General features: G+C 70.7%; 16 protein-coding genes. 10 read left to right on the top strand and 6 right to left on the bottom strand.

The features are described 5' to 3' along the window. Positions 1-4: 4 nt before the first annotated feature. Both MKL11_RS09025 and MKL11_RS09020 read right to left on the bottom strand, forming a co-directional pair. Positions 5-2,356 (bottom strand): penicillin acylase family protein, encoded by a 2,352-nt coding sequence (locus tag MKL11_RS09025; RefSeq protein WP_243942376.1) that lies wholly within the window; start codon positions 2,354-2,356, stop codon positions 5-7. Beyond that, positions 2,353-3,897: an acetolactate synthase large subunit gene (locus MKL11_RS09020; RefSeq protein ID WP_243942614.1), complete on the bottom strand. Its 1,545-nt coding sequence runs from the start codon at positions 3,895-3,897 to the stop codon at positions 2,353-2,355. The genes MKL11_RS09025 and MKL11_RS09020 overlap by 4 nt, the downstream gene beginning before the upstream one ends. 208 nt (positions 3,898-4,105) lie before the next feature. Between MKL11_RS09020 and MKL11_RS09015 the strand changes: the two genes are divergently transcribed. Next, the gene (locus tag MKL11_RS09015; protein ID WP_243942374.1) at positions 4,106-5,707 is read left to right on the top strand and encodes an ABC transporter substrate-binding protein; all 1,602 of its coding nucleotides are present in this window, start codon (positions 4,106-4,108) and stop codon (positions 5,705-5,707) included. A gap of 5 nt (positions 5,708-5,712) precedes the next feature. Further along, complete coding sequence (locus MKL11_RS09010; RefSeq protein ID WP_243942372.1) at positions 5,713-7,104, top strand: amidase; 1,392 nt, start codon at positions 5,713-5,715, stop codon at positions 7,102-7,104. Positions 7,105-7,128: 24 nt separating this feature from the next. On the opposite strand, the gene MKL11_RS09005 is transcribed toward MKL11_RS09010, so the two are convergent. After that, positions 7,129-7,830, bottom strand: a complete 702-nt coding sequence (locus MKL11_RS09005; protein ID WP_243942370.1) for a sigma-70 family RNA polymerase sigma factor — start codon at positions 7,828-7,830, stop codon at positions 7,129-7,131. Positions 7,831-8,027: 197 nt separating this feature from the next. Here MKL11_RS09005 and nthA point away from each other — a divergent pair, with 197 nt between their 5' ends. Genes nthA through MKL11_RS08990 form a run of 3 tightly spaced genes read left to right on the top strand, consistent with a single transcriptional unit; the run spans position 8,028 to position 9,663 of the window. Further along, the gene (gene nthA, locus MKL11_RS09000; RefSeq protein ID WP_243942368.1) at positions 8,028-8,687 is read left to right on the top strand and encodes a nitrile hydratase subunit alpha; all 660 of its coding nucleotides are present in this window, start codon (positions 8,028-8,030) and stop codon (positions 8,685-8,687) included. Beyond that, positions 8,684-9,343 (top strand): nitrile hydratase subunit beta, encoded by a 660-nt coding sequence (nthB, locus tag MKL11_RS08995; protein WP_243942366.1) that lies wholly within the window; start codon positions 8,684-8,686, stop codon positions 9,341-9,343. Before nthA ends, nthB begins: the two co-directional genes overlap by 4 nt. After that, a complete protein-coding gene (locus MKL11_RS08990) occupies positions 9,340-9,663 on the top strand; it encodes a nitrile hydratase accessory protein (RefSeq protein WP_243942364.1) in 324 nt (107 codons plus the stop codon). Before nthB ends, MKL11_RS08990 begins: the two co-directional genes overlap by 4 nt. Here the strand turns inward: MKL11_RS08990 and MKL11_RS08985 are convergent. Beyond that, complete coding sequence (locus MKL11_RS08985) at positions 9,651-10,526, bottom strand: MBL fold metallo-hydrolase (protein ID WP_243942362.1); 876 nt, start codon at positions 10,524-10,526, stop codon at positions 9,651-9,653. The two genes, MKL11_RS08990 and MKL11_RS08985, sit on opposite strands and share 13 nt — an antisense overlap. Positions 10,527-10,668: 142 nt before the next feature. Then, positions 10,669-11,688: an SDR family oxidoreductase gene (locus MKL11_RS08980; protein ID WP_243942360.1), complete on the bottom strand. Its 1,020-nt coding sequence runs from the start codon at positions 11,686-11,688 to the stop codon at positions 10,669-10,671. A 195-nt stretch (positions 11,689-11,883) separates the two neighbouring features. Between MKL11_RS08980 and MKL11_RS08975 the strand changes: the two genes are divergently transcribed. The 5 genes from MKL11_RS08975 (at position 11,884) to MKL11_RS08955 (ending at position 19,701) form a co-directional block, all read left to right on the top strand. Continuing rightward, positions 11,884-12,117 (top strand): hypothetical protein, encoded by a 234-nt coding sequence (locus MKL11_RS08975; protein ID WP_243942358.1) that lies wholly within the window; start codon positions 11,884-11,886, stop codon positions 12,115-12,117. A 367-nt stretch (positions 12,118-12,484) separates the two neighbouring features. Further along, entirely contained in the window at positions 12,485-15,898 is a 3,414-nt protein-coding gene (locus MKL11_RS08970) for an acyl-[ACP]--phospholipid O-acyltransferase (RefSeq protein WP_243942356.1), read from the top strand. Positions 15,899-16,001: 103 nt separating this feature from the next. Continuing rightward, entirely contained in the window at positions 16,002-16,274 is a 273-nt protein-coding gene (locus MKL11_RS08965; protein ID WP_243942354.1) for a hypothetical protein, read from the top strand. 97 nt (positions 16,275-16,371) lie between these two features. Then, positions 16,372-18,513 carry a penicillin-binding protein 1C gene (gene pbpC, locus MKL11_RS08960; protein WP_409565833.1) on the top strand — a complete coding sequence of 714 codons (2,142 nt, stop codon included), beginning with the start codon at positions 16,372-16,374 and terminating at the stop codon, positions 18,511-18,513. Between the two features lie 144 nt (positions 18,514-18,657). Continuing rightward, on the top strand, positions 18,658-19,701 hold the full coding sequence (locus MKL11_RS08955) for a cytochrome-c peroxidase (RefSeq protein WP_243942352.1): 1,044 nt from the start codon (positions 18,658-18,660) through the stop codon (positions 19,699-19,701). 175 nt (positions 19,702-19,876) lie between these two features. Here the strand turns inward: MKL11_RS08955 and MKL11_RS08950 are convergent, their stop codons facing one another. Further along, the gene (locus tag MKL11_RS08950; RefSeq protein WP_243942350.1) at positions 19,877-20,626 is read right to left on the bottom strand and encodes a glycerophosphodiester phosphodiesterase family protein; all 750 of its coding nucleotides are present in this window, start codon (positions 20,624-20,626) and stop codon (positions 19,877-19,879) included. Position 20,627 lies beyond the last annotated feature (1 nt).

Genomic DNA, 20,627 nt, shown 5'->3' with positions numbered 1-20,627 from the left:
CCTTTCAGGCGGAGGCCGGGCTCAGCGTGATGATCGTCTCGGTGGCCGCCTCCACGGCGGCGCGGCCGTAGAGCATCGGCACATGGTCCCGGCGGCCCCAGACCGGAGCCAGGTCGGCGTAATGCGGGCTGCCCGGGCCCCCCGACTGGCCGGGCACGTTGATGAACACCGACCGGTCCCAGTCGCCCACATCCACGACCATGCGGAACGAGGCGCCGTGGGTCAGCTGGAACGTGTCGGTCCGGTACTCCGCGTGCATGACCGATGCCGCGGCACCGCCCACGGGCAACGGGCCGACACCCCAGCCCGCATCCGAGCGCAGAGCCGAAAGCGGATGGGCGAACAGGGCGTGGTGCAAAAGGCCCCAGGACCAAGTTTCGGGATTTGGACCCATCCGCGTGCGGCAGTCTCGGAACGCGGCACCCAAGGTCTCCGTCAAAAGGATTGTCCGCGCGGCCGGATCGAGGCCGTCCTCCAGCCGCTCGATCAGGCTCTGCGTGTCGCCGGGCGGCAGCAGGCGCCGGGTCGGGGCGTCCGGCACCAGGGCCTCGAGCAAGGCCGGGCGCAGATGGCGGACCCAGAACACTTCGATCAGCGCGGCGGCGGCCGAATTCTCGTGCAGCGATCCGTCGAAGGGTGCCAGCAGGGCGCGAGCGGCCTCGATATCGGGATCCGCCGGCAGCGCCCACAGCAGCCGCGCGAGCCGCAGGGCCGGCTCGGAAACGTCGTCGCCCTGGAGCGCCCGGGAGTCCGCCAGGCTGTGCCGGTTCTGGCCGTCGAGCACCGTGCGGATGCGGCGGGCGCGCCAGGGCTCGGCCCATTCGAAGCCGAGCTTCCGTGCCTCCGCGGGATAGCCCGGCGGCAGGTTCATCTCATTGGCGGTGGCGAGGTAGCCCTCCGGCGGGTCGATGCGGCGGGGCAGGGCGCCGGGCTCATGGAACCCGGCCCAGTCGTAGCAGCCGTCCCCCGGCACCGGCAGCAGCCCGTCATGGGCCAGCCGCAAAGGCGCCTTGCCGGCCATGAACCATGCGATCCGCCCGGTCACGTCGGCATAGAGCTGGTTGACCGATGGCGCCGCCCAGTGGCGCAGGGCCTGACCGAACGCCTCCGGGCTCGTGGCGCCGAGATAGGCGAGGCTGCCGAGATAGGCGGCAGCGCCCGGCTCGGACCAGACGGTCCGCAGCGCGAAGGCCCGCCCTGCTGCCTCACGGATCACCGGGCCGTGCCGGGTGAAGCCCAGCACGACGGTCTCGTCCGGTCCCCCACGCACCGGGATGTTTTCCAAGACGCGCTCGATCGGCTCCCAGCCGTCACCGTAGCGGAAGCGATCCGGATCGGCCGAGTCGGCCTCACAAACAAAAAGATCCTCCTGGTCCATCGGCGCGATGGTCAGGCTGAAGGCGGCCTGTCCGTTATGGCCGATGGCGATGCCGGGCAGGGCCGGCTCGCCCGCCCCGATCACGTCGAGGCCCGGGGCGGTGAGATGGACCACGTAGCGCAGCGATGGCTGCAGGTAGATCCGGTGCGGGTCGCTCGCCAGGATCGGGCGCCCCGTCTGCGTGCGGGCGGGCCCGACGACCCAGTTGTTCGAGCCCTCGACCGGCTCCGTTGGGATGGCGCGATTCCCTCGCGTGACCGCGCCGTGGGCGTCGACCTTGGTCCAGTCCCAGGCCTCCTCGCGCGTGGCCGCCATCCGCTCGGGGGTGAACCCGACCGGGGCGGTGGCGAGGCGGAAATCGTCCAGCAGGTCGTCCGGCCAGTCAGAGGCGTCGAGCCCGTCCGGAATGACCGGATCGTGCGGCGGGCTGAGGCGCTTGCGCAGGTCGTCGGCGGCAAGGCCGGCCTCGCGGGTCTCGGCGCGAGCGAGCACGCGAGCGCGGGCGACCTCGGACAGGACGTTGCGCACCAGCCCGTGGCTGCGGATGCGGACCACGTCCTCCGGGAGCCATCGGGCCGGGCGCGTCTCCGTCAGGGCGAATTCGGGCGGGCGCAGTTCCGGCCGCGTCTCGGTCAGTTCGACGAAGGCGTTGATCCCGTCCACGAAGGCCGTGACGATCGTCTTCGTATCCTGCGGCCCGTAGGCGGCCCATTCGGCCACCATGTCGCCGCGATACAGGTACAGCCGCACGGCACGGTCCTGGGCGAGGTAGCCAGGCCCGAAATCCGCCGCCAGCAGGCCGAGGCCGCGCTTGCGCCAGAGGTCGAGCTGCCACAGCCGGTCCCGGGCGGCGTTGAAGCCCTGGACCCGGAAGGCATCCAGTGTGGACGCGGCCCGGATATGCGCCACGCCCCAGCGGTCGATCCGGATCTCGGCGGGGCCGTCGAGCCCGGGAAGCGCGTAGGCGTCTCCGCTCACAGGGCGACTTCGATGAGGTGCGGACCGGGATTGTCGAGTCCGTGCCGGAACGCCGCGATGAAGTCCTCCAGCGTCTCGACGCGCCGGCCCTCGACGCCAAAGCCCTTGGCGAGGCTGACCCAATCCACCGCCGGGTCGTCGAGGCTCAGCATGCCCAGCGCCTTGGGGCCGGGATTGTGCGCGCCGACATTGGCGAGTTCTGCACGCAGGATCGCGTAGGAGCGGTTCGACCAGATCAGCGTCACCACGTCGAGGCGTTCGCGCGCCTGGGTCCAGAGCGCCTGGGCGTTGTAGAGCCCGCTGCCATCGGCCTGGAGGTTGATCACCTTGCGGCCGGGACAGGCGATCGCCGCCCCGGTGGCCATCGGGATGCCGAGGCCGATCGAGCCGCCGCTCAGCTGCAGCCAGGAATGCGGCGCGGCATCCCGGGTCAGGGCGAAGAAGTTGCGGCCGGTGGTGATCGACTCGTCGCAGATCACCGCGCCCTCCGGGATCAGCGCGCCGAGAACCTGGCCGATCGTATCTTGGTCCAGCGCGCCCGAACGCGGCAGGCTCGGCCGCGGCTTCACGGCGATGGGCTCGGCCGGCGGTGCGGCGACGGCCTCGGCCAGCCGATCCAGCGCGTCGAACTGATCCTCCTCGGGGGTGGCGAGGGTGATGGTCGCGCAGCCTTCGGGGGCGAGCAGGCTCGGCTTGCCGGGATAGGCGAAGAAGCCGACCGGCTGGGTCGCGCCGATCAGGATGATGTGGCGGAAGCCCTTCAGGGCCTCGATCGCCTGGTCGATCGGGTAGGGCAGGCGCTCGATCGACACCGTGCCGGCGCCCCGGTCGATCCGGGCGTTGGAGGTCATGGCCATCAGCGTCGCGCCGGTCTTGCGGGCGATCCGGTCGGCGATCACCCGGCCTTCGCCCTGCACCGCCCGGTCGCCGAGATGCAGCAGCACCGGCTCGCCGCTGGAAAGCGCCGCCACTGCGGCCGCGATCGCCGGATCCGCGGCCCGGGCCCGCTCGGGAATCGGCGGGACCGGCGCGATGCCCGTGCCCGGGTCCCACGCCGTGTTGGCCGGCAGAATCAGCGTCGCAACTTGTCCGGGCGCGGTGCGGGCGGCCGCGACGGCGGCGGCGCCGTCGGCGCCGATCTCCGCGGCACTCATGCCGGTGTGGACCCACGACGACATCGGGCGGGCCAGCCCCTCGATGTCCGAGGTCAGCGGCGCGTTGTATTCGCGGTGATAGGTGGCGTGCTCGCCGACGATGTTGACGATCGGCGTGCGTGCCTTCTTGGCGTTGTGCAGGTTGGCGAGCCCGTTGGCGAGGCCCGGCCCGAGATGCAGCAGGGTCGAGGCCGGCTTGTCGGCCATCCGGGCGTAGCCGTCGGCGGCGCCGGTGGCCCCGCCCTCGAACAGGAACAGGACGCAGCGCATGCCCTCGACCCGGTCCAGCGCCGCCACGAAATGCATTTCGGAGGTGCCGGGATTGGTGAAGCAGACCTCGACCCCGCCGGCGACGAGCGTCCGCACGAGGCTCTCCGCCCCGTTCATCGTGGTTGGCGTCCCATCGGTCACGGGCAGCTCCCTCTCGGTCCGGCTCAGGCGGCCGGCGACTCGCATTCTTTATTATCGTGGCGCAGGCCGTCCCGAGCGCAAGAGCCGAAACGCGCCATCATCCGACCGCCAGCCGCAGGGACTATGGCATGATCTGGCGCGGGATTTGCCGGTGGCGGCCCGCAACGTCGACGAACGGGATCCGATGAAACTGCGCCGCCTGCTTGCCGTCTCCGTCGCCGGTTCCCTGGCCCTCACCCCTGCGGCACAGGCCGAGAGCGCGCTGCGCATCGCCATGACCGCCTCCGACATTCCCACGGCCACGGGGATGCCGAACAACGGCTTCGAGGGCATGCGCTTCCTCGGCTACCCGATCTTCGAAGGTCTGGTGCAGTGGGACCTGAAGCACACTGACAAGCTCGCCGGCATCGTCCCGGCGCTCGCCGAGCGCTGGGAGCAGGACCCGAACGACAAGAAAGTCTGGACCTTCCACCTGCGCCAGGGCGTCAGCTTCCATGACGGCAGCCCATTCAACGCCGACGCGGTGATTTGGAACCTCGACCGCTACTTCAAGAACGACAGCCCGCAATTCGAGCCGCAGGGAGCCGGCATCTCCCGCGCCCGAGCGCCTCTGGTCGGCACGTACAGGAAGATCGACGATGCCACCGTGCAGATCACGACCACGCAGGTCGCGTCGTACTTCCCCGACATGGTGGTCTATCTGCTGTTCACCTCGCCGAAATCCTTCGAGACGGCGGGGCGGGACTGGGCCAAGGTGGCGGCGCTGCCGGCCGCCGGCACCGGCCCGTTCAAGATCACCCGCGTCGTCCCGCGGGAATCGGTCGATCTCGCCAAGTTCGACGGCTACTGGGACCCGGGCCGGATGGCCAAGGTCGACAAGGTCCGGCTGATGCCGATCCCGGAGGCGAATGCCCGGGTCGCGGCCCTGCGGTCGGGGCAGGTCGACTGGATCGAGGTGCCGGCGCCGGACGCGATCCCGTCCCTGAAGCAGGCGGGCTTCGCCATCACCATGGGCTCCTACCCGCATGTCTGGCCCTACATCTTCAACATCGGCGCCAAGGACAGCCCGCTGAAGGACGTGCGCGTCCGCCAGGCGTTGAACTATTGCGTCGACCGGGCCGGCATCGTCGAGCTGCTCAACGGCACGGCCGAGCCGGCCTCCGGCTGGCTCAACGACAAGGACCCGAATTTCGGATCGCCGAAGAACCGCTACGGCTTCGACGCCGCCAAGGGCAAGGCGCTGCTGGCCGAGGCCGGCTACTCGGAAAAGAAGCCCCTCAGCCTCAAGGTGATGATCTCGTCCTCGGGCTCGGGCCAGATGCTGCCAATGCCGATGAACGAGTACCTGCAGGAGAACCTGAAGCAGGCCTGCAACGTCGAGCTCAGCTTCAACGTGGTCGAGTGGCAGGTGCTGCTGAATTCCAGCCGCGCCCTCCCGGACGCGTCGAGCCTTCAGGGCTCGATGGCGCTGAACGTCTCCTCACCGTCGTCCGACCCCAGCGTGATGGCGCGCTACTTCGCCGGCGACCGGTTCCCGCCCGGCGGCTTCAACTTCCCGAACTGGAAGGACGATCAATTCGACGCCGCCCTCAAGGCGCTCGCCGAGACCAGCGACACGAAGGTGATCGACGCACAGACGGCGCTCGCCCACGAGCGGCTGGTGGACAATCCGCCCTGGTTGTTCATCGTGCACGACCTCAACCCGCGCGGGATGTCGAAGAAGATTCACGGCTTCGTCTCCCCGCAATCCTGGTTCGTCGATCTCACCCTCGTCAGCGTGCAGTGATCCCGATGGCAGATCTTGATCTCGTCGACGCCTCCGCGGCCGAACTCGCCCAGGCGATCGGATCGAAGACACTCTCGCCGGTGGACGCGGTCGACGCGCTGCTCGGCCGAGTCGGGCAATTGGAGCCGAAACTCCAGGCTTTCACGGAGGTGTTTGCCGCCGATGCGCGCTTGGCCGCCGAGGGCGCCGACCGGGCGATCCGCTCCGGCCATGCGGTCGGACCGCTGCACGGCGTGCCGGTGGTGCTCAAGGACCTGATCGACCTAGACGGCCGGATCACCATGGGCGGCTCGGCCGCCCACCGGGCGCGGCGGGCCGCGCGCACCGCGACCATCGCCCGGCGGCTGATCGCGCAGGGCATGATCGTGCTGGGCAAGACCCACACGGTGGAGTTCGCCTATGGCGGCTGGGGCACCAACCAGCATCTCGGCACGCCTTGGAATCCCTGGGATCCTGAGACGCCGCGCACCCCTGGCGGGTCGAGCAGCGGCACCGGGGTGGCGGTGGCGGCCCGGATGGCGCCCTGGGGAATCGGCACCGACACCGGCGGCTCGGTGCGCCTGCCCGCCGCCTTCTGCGGTCTGACCGGCCTGAAGGTCACGGTCGGGCGGGTCTCGACCTGGGGGATCGTGCCGCTCTCGACGACGCTCGATACCCCCGGTCCGCTCGCCCGCACCGTCGAGGATGCCGCGCTCCTCTACGAGGCGATCTCCGGCCCCGACCCCCTCGATCCCGCCACCCGGGGGATCGCCCCGGACGCGCCCTGGTCGACCCTGAACCGCGGCGTGCGCGGCCTGCGGCTCGGGCGGATGCCGGCGGCCGAGCGGGAGGGCGTCGCCGCCGACATGCTGGCGGCCTACGATTCCGCCCTCGACCTCCTGGCCCGCCAGGGGGCCGAGATCGTCGATGTCGCCCTGCCATTCCGGTTCAGCGACTGCGTGGCGATGAGCGGGATCACCAACGCCGAGGCCTATTTCGTCAACGGCGCGCTCGCCGAGGACCCGGCCTCGCAGCTCGGCGACGCCGTTCGGGCCCGGATTCTGGCCGGCGCCAAAGTCTCGGCTCAAGAGTATCTCGGCACGCTTCAGCGCCGCGCCGCGATGAAGGTCGCCTATGCCGCCGCCCTGGAGGGGATCGACGCCCTGCTGACGCCGACGACGGAATCCGCCGCCGTGGCGCTCGCCGAGGTCGACGAGGCGCATCTGCCCTCGCGGTTCACCCGCTTCGGCAACCTTCTGGATCTCTGCGCGCTGGCTCTGCCGGACGGGTTCACCGCCGCCGGGCTGCCGCTCTCACTTCAGATCGTCTGCCGGGGCTACGACGAGGCGATGGCCCTGCGGATCGGCCAGGCCTACCAGCGGGCGACCGACTGGCATCTGCGGCGGGCTCCCGTCTGACCGGGCTCCGTATTCACCGTCCCCTCACGCCGCCGGGGCTTGGCCCGCGACCACCACGCCCAGCGTATCGAGCAGCGAGGATCGCGCCCGGCTGACCCGGCTCTTCACCGTGCCGACCTGGCAGCCGAGCTTGCTCGCCGCCTCCTCGTAGGTGTGACCCTCGGCGCCGACCAGCAGAAGCGCCTGCCGCTGCGCCGCCGGCAGAGTGCCGAGCTGCTTCCACACGACCTTGAGGGTGCTGGCATCCTCTTGGTCCGACAGGCTGGTCATCTGGCCGGCATGGGTGCCGTCCACGTCCTCGATCTCGCGCCGGTTCTTGCGCAACTCCGAGTAGAACTGATTGCGCAGGATCGTGAACAGCCAGGCGGTGAAGTTCGTCCCGGGCCGGAACCGTGCCTGGTTGGCCCAGGCCTTCACGAAGGTCTCCTGCACGAGGTCGTCGGCCCGGCTGACGTCGCCCACCAGCGAGAGCGCGAAGGTGCGCAGGGCCGGGAGCGCCTTGATGATGTCGCTGCGGAAATCGAACGCCACGACCTGGCCGTGCGCCGCCAAAGCGGCCTCGAACCGCTCGACGAGGCCGGCGAGCTGGGTCGGTAGCGGCTCCTGCTCGACGACCCGAAAATAGTCCCGGATCGGCAGGGCGAGGTGCTGGCCGATGATCGCGGCGTAGCCCGTCGCGCCGCTTCGCCCTGTGCCTTCCGCCTCCGTCGCCTTGTCGTCGGTCATGCGCGTATCCTGGTCTCGGCAGCCTGGTATACTGGAATTGCTCTAACGTCGGTAAAGTCCCAAATCTGAACCGATGCCAAACACGCCCGAGAAAACCGGAGAATCGCGCAATCCGCTGCGATCATGATTGATACATCGCAACGGGAGTGGCCGTGAGCGATGCGCCGGTGCAGAATACCGATCGTCAGGAGAGCGGGATGAGCCACGATCACGCACACGACCACTTGCACGGGCATGGCCATCCGCACGGTAGCGATCTTTCGCCCGTCGAGGCGCGGGTGCGGGCGTTGGAATCCCTGCTGACCGAGAAGGGCTATATCGACCCGGCCGCCCTCGACGTCCTGGTCGAGCTCTACGAGACCAAGGTCGGGCCGCATGCCGGCGCCCGGGTGGTGGCCCGGGCCTGGGTCGATCCCGATTACCGGGCGCGGCTCCTGGCCGACGCCACGCCGACGATCGCCGAGCTCGGCATCGGCGGCCGGGGCGGCGAGCATATGGTGGTGGTGGCCAACACCCCCGAGACCCACAACCTTGTCGTGTGCACGCTCTGCTCCTGCTACCCCTGGCCGGTGCTCGGCCTGCCGCCGGTCTGGTACAAGGCGCCGCCCTACCGCGCCCGGGCGGTGATCGACCCGCGCGGCGTGCTGGCCGAGTTCGGGGTGACGATCCCGGAGACCACCCGGATCACCGTCTGGGATTCCACCGCCGAGACCCGGTACATGGTCCTGCCGATGCGTCCCGCGAACACCGAAGGGTTCTCCGAGGCGGCCCTGGCTGCCCTCGTCACCCGCGACGCGATGATCGGCACGGGCCTGCCCGGATCGGTCCCGCCGAGCCCGCCGGAGATGCCGGTATGAACGGCGCCCAGGACCTCGGCGGCGCGCACGGCTTCGGGCCGGTGGTGCCGGAGCCGGACGAGCCGGTGTTTCATGCCGAATGGGAACGTCGGGTCTTCGCGCTGGCGATGGCCATGGGCTACACCGGCGCCTGGAATCTGGACGGCAGCCGCGCCAACCGGGAATCGCTGCCGCCGGCCCAGTATCTCGCGTCGAGCTACTACGAGATCTGGCTGGCGGCCCTGGAGAAGCAGGTCGCGGCCACGGGCCTCGCGACACGCGACGAGATCGCGGCGGGGCGCACCTCCGCGCCGGCCACGCCGGTGGCGCGGGTCCTGGCGCGCGATGGCCTGGAGGCGCGCTTCCGGGCCGGCTTCCCGAGCAGCCGAGAGCCCACCGCGCCCGCCCGCTTCGCGGTCGGGGATGCGGTCATCGCCCGGAACCGGCATCCGACCGGGCATACGAGACTGCCGCGTTACGTCCGCGGGAAGCAGGGCCGGGTCGTGCGGGTCGACGGCGCCTTCGTCTTTCCCGACACCAACGCCTACGGAGCGGGCGAAAACCCGACCTGGCTGTACACCGTCAGCTTCACGGCGCTGGAGCTATGGGGCGAGAGCGGCGACCCCGGCGGGATCGTCACGGTGGCGGCGTTCGAACCCTATCTGGAGCCGGTGTGAGTACCCCGTCACCCAAAACCTTCGCGGCACCCTGGGAGGCGCAGGTCTTCGCCCTGGTGGTGTCCCTGCAGGAGGCCGGCCTGTTCACCTGGGCGGAGTGGGCCGACCGCCTCGGCCGGGCGATCCGGCCAGCGGATGGTCCCGAGCAGGCGGCCGATTACGGCGCCTGGCTCGCCACCCTGGAAACGATCCTGGCCGAGCGCGGGGTCGCGGCCTCCGAGAGCGTCGCGGCGCGCACCGAAGCGTTCCTGCGGGCCGCCGCGGCGACACCGCACGGCCAGCCGATCCGGCTCCAGAACGATCCGCTCTACCGCCCCTGAACCGGCAGGCTGTCGAGCGGTACCGGCGCGGCATGCGCGCGGCCGCTCAGCAACTGATCCAGCAGCGCCAGAACCTCGCGCCGGCCGCAATTGCGTGCGGGCTCGAACGGCGTCCATGTCTGGGTGAAGTCGAGGCGCTCGAACACGTCGCGGTAGCGGCGCAACTCGCCCGGGGTGAGCGGTACGCCGCGCACGAAGGCCTTGTGGGCCGAGATCGTGGTGGCCCGGCGCGGATCGGCCGGGTCCAGCTCGAACTTCAGCGCATCGCCGCAGAAACAGATCCTTCGCGCCCGGTCGTACAGGATAGCATGACCGTCGAAATGCCCCGCGGTGCGATGCAGCTCCAGGCCGGGCAGAGGCTCGAGGAAATCGTCGTAGGGCCAGCTCACCTGAAGTGCCGCGCTCCAGATGAAATCTGCGGCGGGCAGGCACAGCTCCGGGTCGAACCGGTCCTGGAGCTGCGTCAACGCTCCGTAGGCATGCGGGTGCGAGGCCGAGAGCACCTTCAGGCCGCCGAGCCGCTCGATCTGGTCGAGGGCGGCCTCGCTGAAGACCGGGCAGCCCTCGAAGCCCATATTCCCGTTTTCGGTCTGGATCAGGTAGGCGGAGGGGCCGATGCCCGAGACCGGCTCGTTCCAGAACCGCCAGACGCCCGGTTCCAGCTCCTGCCAGTGGCATGGGAAGGCGTCCTGCGCCTCCCGGGTCGTGCGGAACCGCCAGCCGTCCTGGGGCACCACGTGGCGGGCGTCGAGGCAGAGCGGGCAGGAGGGCGGCACCTCGAAATGGCGCTGCCAGAACCCGCAATTGTCGCAGGTATAGGCGGGCAGCTTCAGGGCGCCCGCGAAGGGCAGATAGCCGGGCATCGTCTAGAACTTCTCCTGGCGAATGGTCCCGGGTTCCCGAAGGGCTCGGCCCTTTGGCGGGGTTCGGGGGTGGAACTTCCGAAACACCAGAGCTCTGCTCTGGACCCGCGAAAGGTCGACGACCTTTTGAAACCAGGATTGTCTAGCGAATCCGATGGCGCCGCGCAGCCCGCCCCGGACGGGTCGCCGCCACGGCGGCGCCAGCGAGCCCCAGGAGCGCGAGCCCGGCGAGACCGCCGACCACCGCGTCCCGGGTGCGGCTGGTGACAAACTCGCCACGGGTGGTCTTCATCCGGTCGGTGAACCGCCCGTCGATGCCGACATCGCCCGGCACCGGGTCGTAGAGGTTTCCGGCCATATCCGGGATCGTCGTGTCGGACAGCTGGGCCGACCACATTGAGGCGGCCTTGCGGTCGGCGAAGGCCGGGGCGAGCGCCTGCGCCGCTGCCATCATCATCGAAGAGCGCCCGACCCAGACCTCCCGGCGCGGGTGTTCGACCGCGTAGACGATCGCCTCGGCGCAGAGCCGGGGGTCGAAGACCGGGTCCGGGGCGTATTGGCGATGGCCGGTGCGGTTGCGCGCCCAGTTGAATTGCGGCGTGTTCACCGCCGGCAGGTAGACCACGCTGAGGCTGACGGCGACGTCGTCGTGCAGCAATTCGCAGCGCAGGGCGTCGGTGAAGCCGGAGACCGCGAACTTGGCTGCGCAATAGGGCGCCTGTAGCGGCGCCGCCCGGATCGCGAGGCCCGAGGAGACCTGAATGATCGCGCCGCGGTTGCGCCGCTTCATGTACCTGAGCGCCGCCAGGGTGCCGTAGACCTGGCTGAGATAGGTGGTCTCGGTGACCCGCCGGTACTCGTCCGGGGCGATCTGGTCGGCCGGGTTCACCACGGTCGACATGGCGTTGTTCACCCAGGCGCGGATCGGCCCGAGTTCGGCCTCCACCCGTGCGGCAGCCGCGTCGACGGCTTCCGCATCGGCGACGTCGGCCACGATCGACAGGACCGGTTGACCATAGGCGGCGAGCGCCCGCTCGGCGGCGGCCAACCGCCCGGGATCGCGTGCGATCACCGCCACCGACCATCCGTCGGCGGCGAAGCGATGGGCGGTCGCGAGCCCGATTCCGGCACTCCCTCCGGTAACGACTGCAACCCGTGCCATCCTGGCCTCGCGCGATCGATTGAGAATCGCTGCGGCAACGGGTGTTGCCGCCCCCGGTTGCGCCGCACCACCGTGCCGCAACGTCACGGCCGCCGGTCTTTTCGAAATCCGCCGCGCAACATCCGGCGCTGCGCGCTGTTGATTCTGCGTAGTCGCGCACACCCGAAGCGCGACCGGCCTTGAAGGATCGCAGCCATGCGATACGGACGACGGTTCTCCCTGCCGATCGATCCCTGGCCGCAAGCCTCGCTCGGCGAGCGGATGTCGGTCGGGCTCGTCCTGACGTTCTTGCTCCTGGTCCCGATCTGCGCCGCCAGCGCGGTGATGATCGTGAGCGCGACAATCGGGGCCTACATCGCCTGGTCCTACGATCTCGGCGCCTCGGTGCGGATCGCCATCGAGCGCCTGATCGGCCGGATGGCCGGCTGACACGGGCGCGCGGTCCGGCAATGTGTAGAGGGACAGCACGCGTCCAGACCTGATCGGAAAGCCGCCGTGTGAAGCGTGTTCGAGAACGAGGAACGGCTCGAACCCGGGGGTCCCATCCTCGCCCTCATCGCTGAGGCGACGGAGCGTAGCGGAGGCCTCGAAGGAGCTCTCCAGCCAGCCGCGCGATCCCTATAGGCTCCATCGAGGCTGCTGCGCAGCACTTCAGGATGGGGGGATAGGGGTATCCGCCGGCAGAATTGCCCGTCGTCTAACCGTCATTGCGACTCCGCAACCACCGTCCGACGCAGGGCCGATTTGACCTCGACGCATCGGCTGGGCCAGTCAGGTCCGGAACCGAGAGATCGCCATGTTCCGTTCCCTGATGCGTGCCCGGCGCTTCGCGCCGCTGTTCTGGTGCCAGTTCTTCTCCGCGTTCAACGACAATTTCCTGAAGAACGCCCTGGCCTTCCTGATCCTGTTCGGGATCGGCGGGCAGGCGGATGCGCATGCGGGCGTGCTCGTCACCCTGGCGAGCGCCGTGTTCATCGGGCCGTTCTTCATCCTGTCCGGTCTCGGCGGCCAATGGGCCGACCGATACGACAAGGCGCTGATGGCGCGCCGGCTCAAGTTCGCCGAGATCTTCGCGGCCGGCACCGCGGTGCTCGGCTTCCTGCTGCATTCGGTGCCGGTCTTGTTCGTGGCGCTCGGCCTGTTCGGGACGATCGCGGCCCTGTTCGGACCGATCAAGTACGGGATCCTGCCGGACCATCTGCGCCGCGAGGAATTGCCCGCCGGCAACGCGCTGGTCGAGGCCGCGACCTTCCTGGCGATCCTGCTGGGCACGATCGCGGCCGGCGCGGCCTCGGCGCTCGGCGGCTCCGGCCTGGTGTTCGGCGCCCTGGTGATGGCCTTCGCCGTGCTGTGCTGGCTCTCGGCGCGGATGATCCCGCCGACCGGGGAGGGGGCGCCGGACCTCCATGTCGACCGCAACGTGGCGCGCTCGACCGCCTCGCTGCTGCGCGATCTCTGGGCCGATACGCGGCTGTGGCGCGGCTCGCTGACAGTGAGCTGGTTCTGGCTGGTCGGCGTGGTGGTGCTGTCGCTCCTGCCGGTGCTGGTGCGCGGCGCCTTCAACGGCACCGAGACGGTGATCACGCTGCTGCTGGCTTTGTTCTCCATCGGCATCGCCGTGGGGTCGGGGCTGGCCTCCTGGCTCGCCAGCGGCCGGATCGTGCTGCTGCCGACGCCGGTCGGGGCGGTGCTGATGGGTCTGTTCGGCCTCGACCTCGCCTGGACGATCGGGTCCCTGCCGCCGCCGCCCGCGGAGGCGATCGGCCCGCTGGACTTCCTGCAGACCAGCGACGGCGTGCGCGTCGCCATCGGCTTCCTCGGGCTCGCCCTGGCGGGCGGTCTCTACATCGTCCCGTCCTTCGCGGCCGTTCAGGCCTGGACCGAGAAGGCGATGCGCGCGCGCATCATCGGGGCGGTCAACGTCGTGACCGCGGCCTTCATGGTGGCCGGCACCGTGGCGCTCGCGGCCCTTCAGGCCGCCGGCCTGTCGATCGCCAGCCTGCTCGCCCTGGTGGCGGTGCTGAACCTGATCGTCGGCGCCGTCGTGTTCGCGACCCTGCCGACCAGCCCGTTCCGCGACGCGCTCTCCATCCTGTTCCGCGCCTTCTACCGGCTGGAAGTCCGCGGGCTCGACAACGTCGCGGCGGCCGGACCGAACTGCATCCTGGCGCTCAACCACGTCTCGTTCCTCGACGCGCCTTTGGCCCTGTCGCTGCTCGACCAGGAGCCGGTCTTCGCGGTCGATAGCGGGATCGCGCAGCGCTGGTGGGTCCGGCCGTTCCTGCGGGTCACCAAGGCGATGCCGCTCGATCCGACCCGGCCGCTCGCCACCCGGACGCTGATCAATGCGGTCAAGAGCGGCGAGACGCTGATCATCTTCCCGGAGGGCCGGCTCACGGTCACCGGCAGCCTGATGAAGGTCTATGACGGCGCCGGGCTGATCGCCGACAAGTCGGGGGCCATGGTGGTACCCGTGAAGATCGACGGGCTCGAGCGCACCGCGTTCTCGCGCCTGTCCCGCAGGCAGGTCCGCCGCCGCTGGTGGCCCAAGGTGACCGTGACGGTATTGCCGCCGGTGCGGCTGACGGTGGACGACACCCTGCGCGGCAAGGCCCGGCGGCAGGCCGCCGGGGCGGCGCTCTACGGCATCATGTCCGACCTGCTGTTCCGCACCGCCGACACCGATCGCGGCCTGATGGCGGCGCTGATCGATGCCGGAGACCGCCACGGCTGGCGCCGCAACGCCGTCGAGGACCCGGTCACCGGCCGCCTGACCTACAGCCGGCTGGTCCTCGGCGCCAACGTGCTCGGCCGCAAGCTGATGCCGCTCGCCCCCGAGGGCGGCCGGATCGGCGTGATGCTGCCCAACGCCAACGGCGCCGCCGTGACCCTGTTCGCCCTGGCCTCGGCGGGCCGGGTGCCGGCGATGATCAATTTCTCCGCCGGGCCGGCCAACGTGCTCTCCGCGTGCCGGGCGGCGCAGGTCGACAGGATCCTGACCTCCCGGACGTTCATTGAGAAGGGAAGGCTCGGCAGCCTCATCGAGGCGATCAAGGGAACGGTGGAGCTGGTCTACCTGGAGGACGTGCGCGCGACCATCACGGCCTCGGACAAGATCCGTGCGCTGCTGGCCGGCCGGCGCCCCCTGGTGAAGCGCGCGGGCGAGGATCCGGCCGCGGTTCTGTTCACGTCGGGAAGCGAGGGCACGCCGAAGGGCGTGGTGCTGGCGAACCGCTGCATGCTCGCCAACGTGGCGCAGGTGGCGGCCCGGATCGATTTCGGCCCGACCGACAAGGTGTTCAACGTGCTGCCGGTGTTCCACGCCTTCGGGCTGACCGCCGGGCTGATCCTGCCCCTGGTCTCCGGGGTGCCGGTCTATCTCTACCCGTCGCCGCTGCATTACCGGATCGTCCCGGAGCTGATCTACGGGTCGAACAGCACGGTCCTGTTCGGCACCGACACGTTCCTGGCCGGCTACGCCCGCGCCGCCCATGCCTACGACCTGCGCTCGCTCCGCTACGTGGTGGCCGGCGCCGAGGCCGTGAAGGAATCGACCCGCAGGACCTGGGGCGAGAAGTTCGGGCTGCGCATCCTGGAGGGCTACGGCGTCACCGAATGCGGACCCGTGGTGGCGCTGAACACGCCGATGTTCAACCGCTTCGGCACGGTCGGGCGGATCCTGCCCGGGATCGAGACCCGCCTGGAGCCTGTACCCGGGATCGAGGAGGGCGGCCGCCTCTCCCTCCGGGGGCCGAACATCATGCTGGGCTACCTGCGGGCGGAGAAGCCCGGCATGCTGGAGCCGCCGCCGGACGGCTGGCACGACACCGGCGACATCGTGGCGATCGACGCCATGGGCTTCGTGACGATCAAGGGCCGGGCCAAGCGCTTCGCCAAGATCGCCGGCGAAATGGTCTCGCTCGCCGGCATCGAGGCGCTCGCCGCCGAGCTCTGGCCGAACCAGCCCAGCGCGGTCGCGGCGGTGCCGGACCCGCGCAAGGGCGAGCGGCTGGTGCTGTTCACCCAGGAGACGGGCGCGACCCGGGCCGCCTACCAGAGCTTCGCCAAGGCGCGCGGCGCCTCCGACGTGGCCATCCCCGCCGAGGTGGTGGTGCTGGACGCGATCCCGATGCTCGGCAGCGGCAAGGTCGATCAGGTCTCCGTCGTCAAGCTCGCGCTCGACCGGGCCAAGGAATCGGCCGCAGCTTGAGCGGCGGTCCCATCCTCCCGTCGCGCGTCCCCCAAACGGGGGATGCGGCCGTGAACATGATCGCATGGTATCACGAATACAGTCATGATTCGATCAATCGCCAGTGATTGAGATTCGTCGACTGGATTTCGCGATTCGTGCACGTGTCGACGAGGAGTTGAACATGCTCAAAGGCAGGCGATTTCCGATCTGGCTGACCCGACGGGCCTACTTCAAGAGGATCGAGCGCTGGGCGAAGCCTGCCAAGGCGCGCAAGCCCGTGCCGCAGAGTCTCGAAACCGAACCCGCATTGCTGTCGTCCAACGTCGTGCCCTTCCCGATCCGGCTGGGGCAGGCGGGGCGGCCGACCTTCCCGGACCTGCGCGGCGTCGGCTGAACCGGGCTGCCCGGGACTTGCCTGCCCAGGACTTGCCCGCCGCCGCAGTTCTTTGAATCTGTGCGCGGCGCCGGCAGACCCGGGACCAGGAGGATGCGTGCCACACCACGGGCCTGATCCCGGCATCCTCGCCTCGCCCCCGCGCACCCGCCGGGCGGCCGGCGTCTGCCTCGGGATTGCGGCCCTGTTGCTCGGGCTCGTGGCGGCGGGCGCCGGGATGGTCTGGCGCTACGCCGCTTCGCTGCCGCCCCTCGACTTGGCGGCGGCTGCCGCGCGCTCCACCGTGGTGCTCGACCGGTCCGACACGCTCTTGCGCCCCTTCGCCACCGCGGACGGCCGCTGGCGCCTGCCGGTCACTGCGGCGAGCGTCGATCCGCGCTACCGGGCGATGCTGCTCGCCTACGAGGACCGGCGCTTCGAGTCGCATCCCGGCATCGACCCGGTGGCGATCCTGCGCGCGGCCGCCCAGTGGCTGGGGCATGGGCGAATCCTCTCCGGGGGCTCGACCCTGTCGATGCAGGTCGCCCGCCTCGTCGAGCCGCGCCACGGACGATCCCTGGAGGCCAAGCTCCGCCAGATGGTGCGGGCGGTGGCGCTGGAGCGGCGCCTCGGCAAGGCGGCTTTGCTCGACCTCTACCTGGCGCTCGCCCCCTATGGCGGCTCGCTCGAAGGCGTGCGGGCGGCGAGCCTCGCCTATTTCGGACGGGAGCCGGCGCGGCTCACGGCGGCGCAGGCGGCCCTGCTGGTCGCCCTGCCGCAATCCCCCGAGACCCGCCGGCCGGACCGGTTCCCAGCCCGCGCCCGCGCCGCCCGCGACCGTGTGCTCGATCTGGCGGCGCGCCGGGGCCTCCTCACCATGGCCGAAGCCGCGGCCGCCAAGGCCGAGCCGGTGACGGCCGAGCGAAAGCCGTTCCCGATGCTGGCCGCCCATGCGGCCGAGGAGGCGGTGGCGGCCGAGCCGGGCGCGGTCGTGATCCGCCTGTCCATCGACGGGCGGCTGCAGGCACGGCTCGAGGCCCTGGCGGCCGAGCGCGCCGCTGCGACGGGACCGGCCCTCTCGGCGGCGATCCTGGTGCTCGACAATCGCGACGGCCGCGTCCTCGCCCAGGTCGGCAGCGCCGGCTACCTCGATCCGACCCGACGCGGGGCGATCGACATGACCGTGGCGATACGCTCGCCGGGCTCGGCCCTGAAGCCCTTCGTCTACGCTCTCGCCTTCGAGAACGGGCTCGCCCATCCCGAGACGCTGCTGGAGGACCGCCCGGCGCGGTTCTCGGCGAACTACGCGCCGGAAAATTTCGACCTGACCTTTCAGGGGACGGTCACGGCACGGCGCGCGTTGCAGCTCTCGCTCAACGTGCCCGCGGTGGCGCTGATGGAGGCGGTCGGGCCGGCGCGCTTCATCGCCCGGCTGCGGGCGGCCGGCGCCGGGATCCAGCTGCCGCGCGAGGCGGCCCCCGGCCTGCCGGTGGCTCTGGGCGGCCTCGGCATCACCCTCACTGACCTGGCGCGGCTCTATGCCGGGCTGGCCCGCGGCGGCACGGTGCCGGACATCCTGCGCCGGGCCGGGGATTCAGCCGCCACCGGCGCCGAGCATCGGGTCACCGAGCCGGTGGCGGCGTGGTACGTCGCCGACATCCTGCGCGGGACGCCGCCGCCGGAGAACGCGCTGCCGAACCGAATCGCCTACAAGACCGGCACGTCGTTCGGCTACCGCGACGCCTGGGCGGCGGGTTTCGACCGGCGTATTACCGTGGCGGCCTGGATCGGGCGTCCCGACGGCGCTCCTGTGCCCGGCCTCGTCGGCCGCGTGGCCGCCGCCCCGATCCTGTTCGATGCCTTCGCACGGCTCGGGACCGAACCCGAGCCGGTGCCGCAGCCCCGCGACGCCCTGAGCGCGGCTGCGACCGGCAACCTGCCGCCGCCGCTGCGCCGCCTGCATCGCGATGGGCCCGATGCGCAGGGTCCGACGCTCAGGATCGCCTATCCCCCGGACGGGGCGCGCATCGATCTCGGTCTCGCGGCCGGCCGTGGGGACGATCGCGACACGGCAAGCCAGGGTCTCGCCCTCAAGGCGCTGGGCGGGGTGCCGCCCATGACCTGGCTGGTCGACGGTCAGCCCGTCGCGCAAACGCCGCGGCGCAGGGCTGAGTGGGTTCCGGGCGGAGCCGGTTTCGCGCGAATCTCGGTTCTCGATGCCACGGGCGCGAGCGACAGCGTCTCCATTCGACTGGAGTGATGGACCGGTTCACAAAAGTATGCGGCGAAAATGCCTGGGTGCGTCATCCTGCACCCGCCAATACGTTCGCAAAGGTCGATTTTTCTATTCGGATTCATCGGTCGTCAACAAATACCGGCCAAAAGCTCACGGGTGAGGTCGGTGATGGCTTGGAAGGTCGGCGCCGCGATCGCGGGGCTTCTTGGATTGGTCGGCGTGGCGGCCGGAACCGGCGGCGGTGCCGATCCGCGCCGGGCCGGCTGGCGCGAGAGCTATCGTCCGCCTGCCGAGATCCCGTTCCCCGGCGAGAACCCCTATTCCGCCGCCAAGGCCGAACTGGGCCGGCGCCTGTTCTTCGATCCGATCCTGTCCGGCGACGGCAGCCGCGCCTGCGCGACCTGCCACGTCCCGGATCTCGCCTGGGGCGATGGCCGTGCGCGCGCCGCGACGCGGATGCAGGGCGACATGGACCTGCGGACGCCGACGCTGATCAACGTCGCCTGGCAGGACGGCCCGATGGGCTGGGACGGGAAGTTCAAGACCCTCGAAGCCGTCGCCGCGATGCCGTTGACCTCGCCGACCAACATGAACCTGCCGATGGCCGACGCGCTCGCCCGGCTCTCCGCCGATTCGAGCTATGCCGCCGCCTTTGCCGCCGCGTTCGACGAGCCTGCCATAACCCGGGACCGGCTCGAAGCGGCCCTGGCGACCTTCCAGCGCCTGATCGTCACCGGAACCACCGCGTTCGACCGCTGGATCGCCGGCGACGAGGCCGCCATCGCCGAGCCGGCCAAGCGCGGCTTCGACCTGTTCAACGGCCGGGCCGACTGCGCCAGCTGTCATTCCGGCTGGTCGTTCACCGACAACTCGTTCCACGACATCGGGGTCGGCACCGGCGGCGATATCGGCCGCGGCCGCTTCAAGCCCACATCCGTCGCCTTGCGCTACGCCTTCAAGACCCCGACGCTCCGGGAAGTCGCCCAGCGCGGCCCCTACATGCATGATGGCTCGGCCGCGACCCTGGAAGCCGTGATCGATCTCTACGATCGCGGCGGGATCGACCGCCCGAGCCGGTCCCGGGCGATCAAGCCGCTCCATCTCAGCGCGGCGGAGCGAGCGGACCTGCTGGCGTTTCTTGCGACCCTCTCCAGCGGCGGGAGCCGCGATCTGACGACGGCGTCCTTCGCGGCCACCGCCCCGGCTCCCTGAGTCGGATCCGTCCCGCGGCGGCCTCGCGAGCGCAATCAGCTTTTGAGGTTGTTTGCGCAGATGCGGCCGACGCTGGCGGCGATCGAAGCGTGCGGGGCCTGGCACGGCCGGGCGCGCAGGCTCGGGGCGCGGCCGTACGTTACTCCGTCCCCGGCGATCCGGCGGCACGTGCCGGTCACGGGACGAACCCCTCGAACACCATCTGGTCCGCATGCGCGCCCGCGCGCACGCGCTGGTCCTCGGTCCGCACGGTCCAGGCCATCACCGGGATGCGGCTCAGGAGCCGGCACAGGTAGGTCGGCGCGCAGGGCAGATCGTCGACCCGCCAGGACAGGAAGTCGGGCCGGGACTCCGAGAAATGCAGCAGGTTGGACAGGGCCCGGCGCGTCGCCCAGGGCATGCCGGCATAGGCCGGATCGTCCTGGGTGGTCTCGGCGACGATCCCGCGCGGGATCGCGGGCGGGCACAGGTCGCGGAGCGCCGCGACCACCTGCGGATCGAAGGATTTGAGCGCCACCGGACCGGAATAGGCGGCGGCGATTGCGGCTGCGCGGGCCGCCAGCCGCGGATCGCCGTCGTAGCGGGATTTGACCTCGACCACGACCGGCACCGCCCCGGCCACCGCCGCCAGGAATTCCGTCAGGGTCGGGATCGTCTCGGACGTCCCGGCGACGGTGAGCGCCCCGAGCTCGGCCGCGGATTTGGTCCCGATCGCCTCGCTCGCCCCGGTCAGCCGGCCCAGCGCGGCGTCGTGGAACACCATCGCCTCGCCGTCGGCGCTTAGCTGCACGTCGCACTCGATGGAAAAGCCCCCCGCCACCGCGGCGCGGGCGGCGGCCAGGGTGTTCTCCGGCCGGCCCGCCGCCCGGTCGTGCAGTCCGCGATGGGCGATCGGCCGCGCGGTCAGCCAGTCGGGCGCGGCCACG

The sequence above is a fragment of the Methylobacterium sp. J-077 genome (assembly GCF_022829365.1).
In the GTDB taxonomy this organism is placed as follows: Bacteria; Pseudomonadota; Alphaproteobacteria; order Rhizobiales; family Beijerinckiaceae; genus Methylobacterium.
This window is presented reverse-complemented; position numbering and strand designations above follow the sequence as displayed.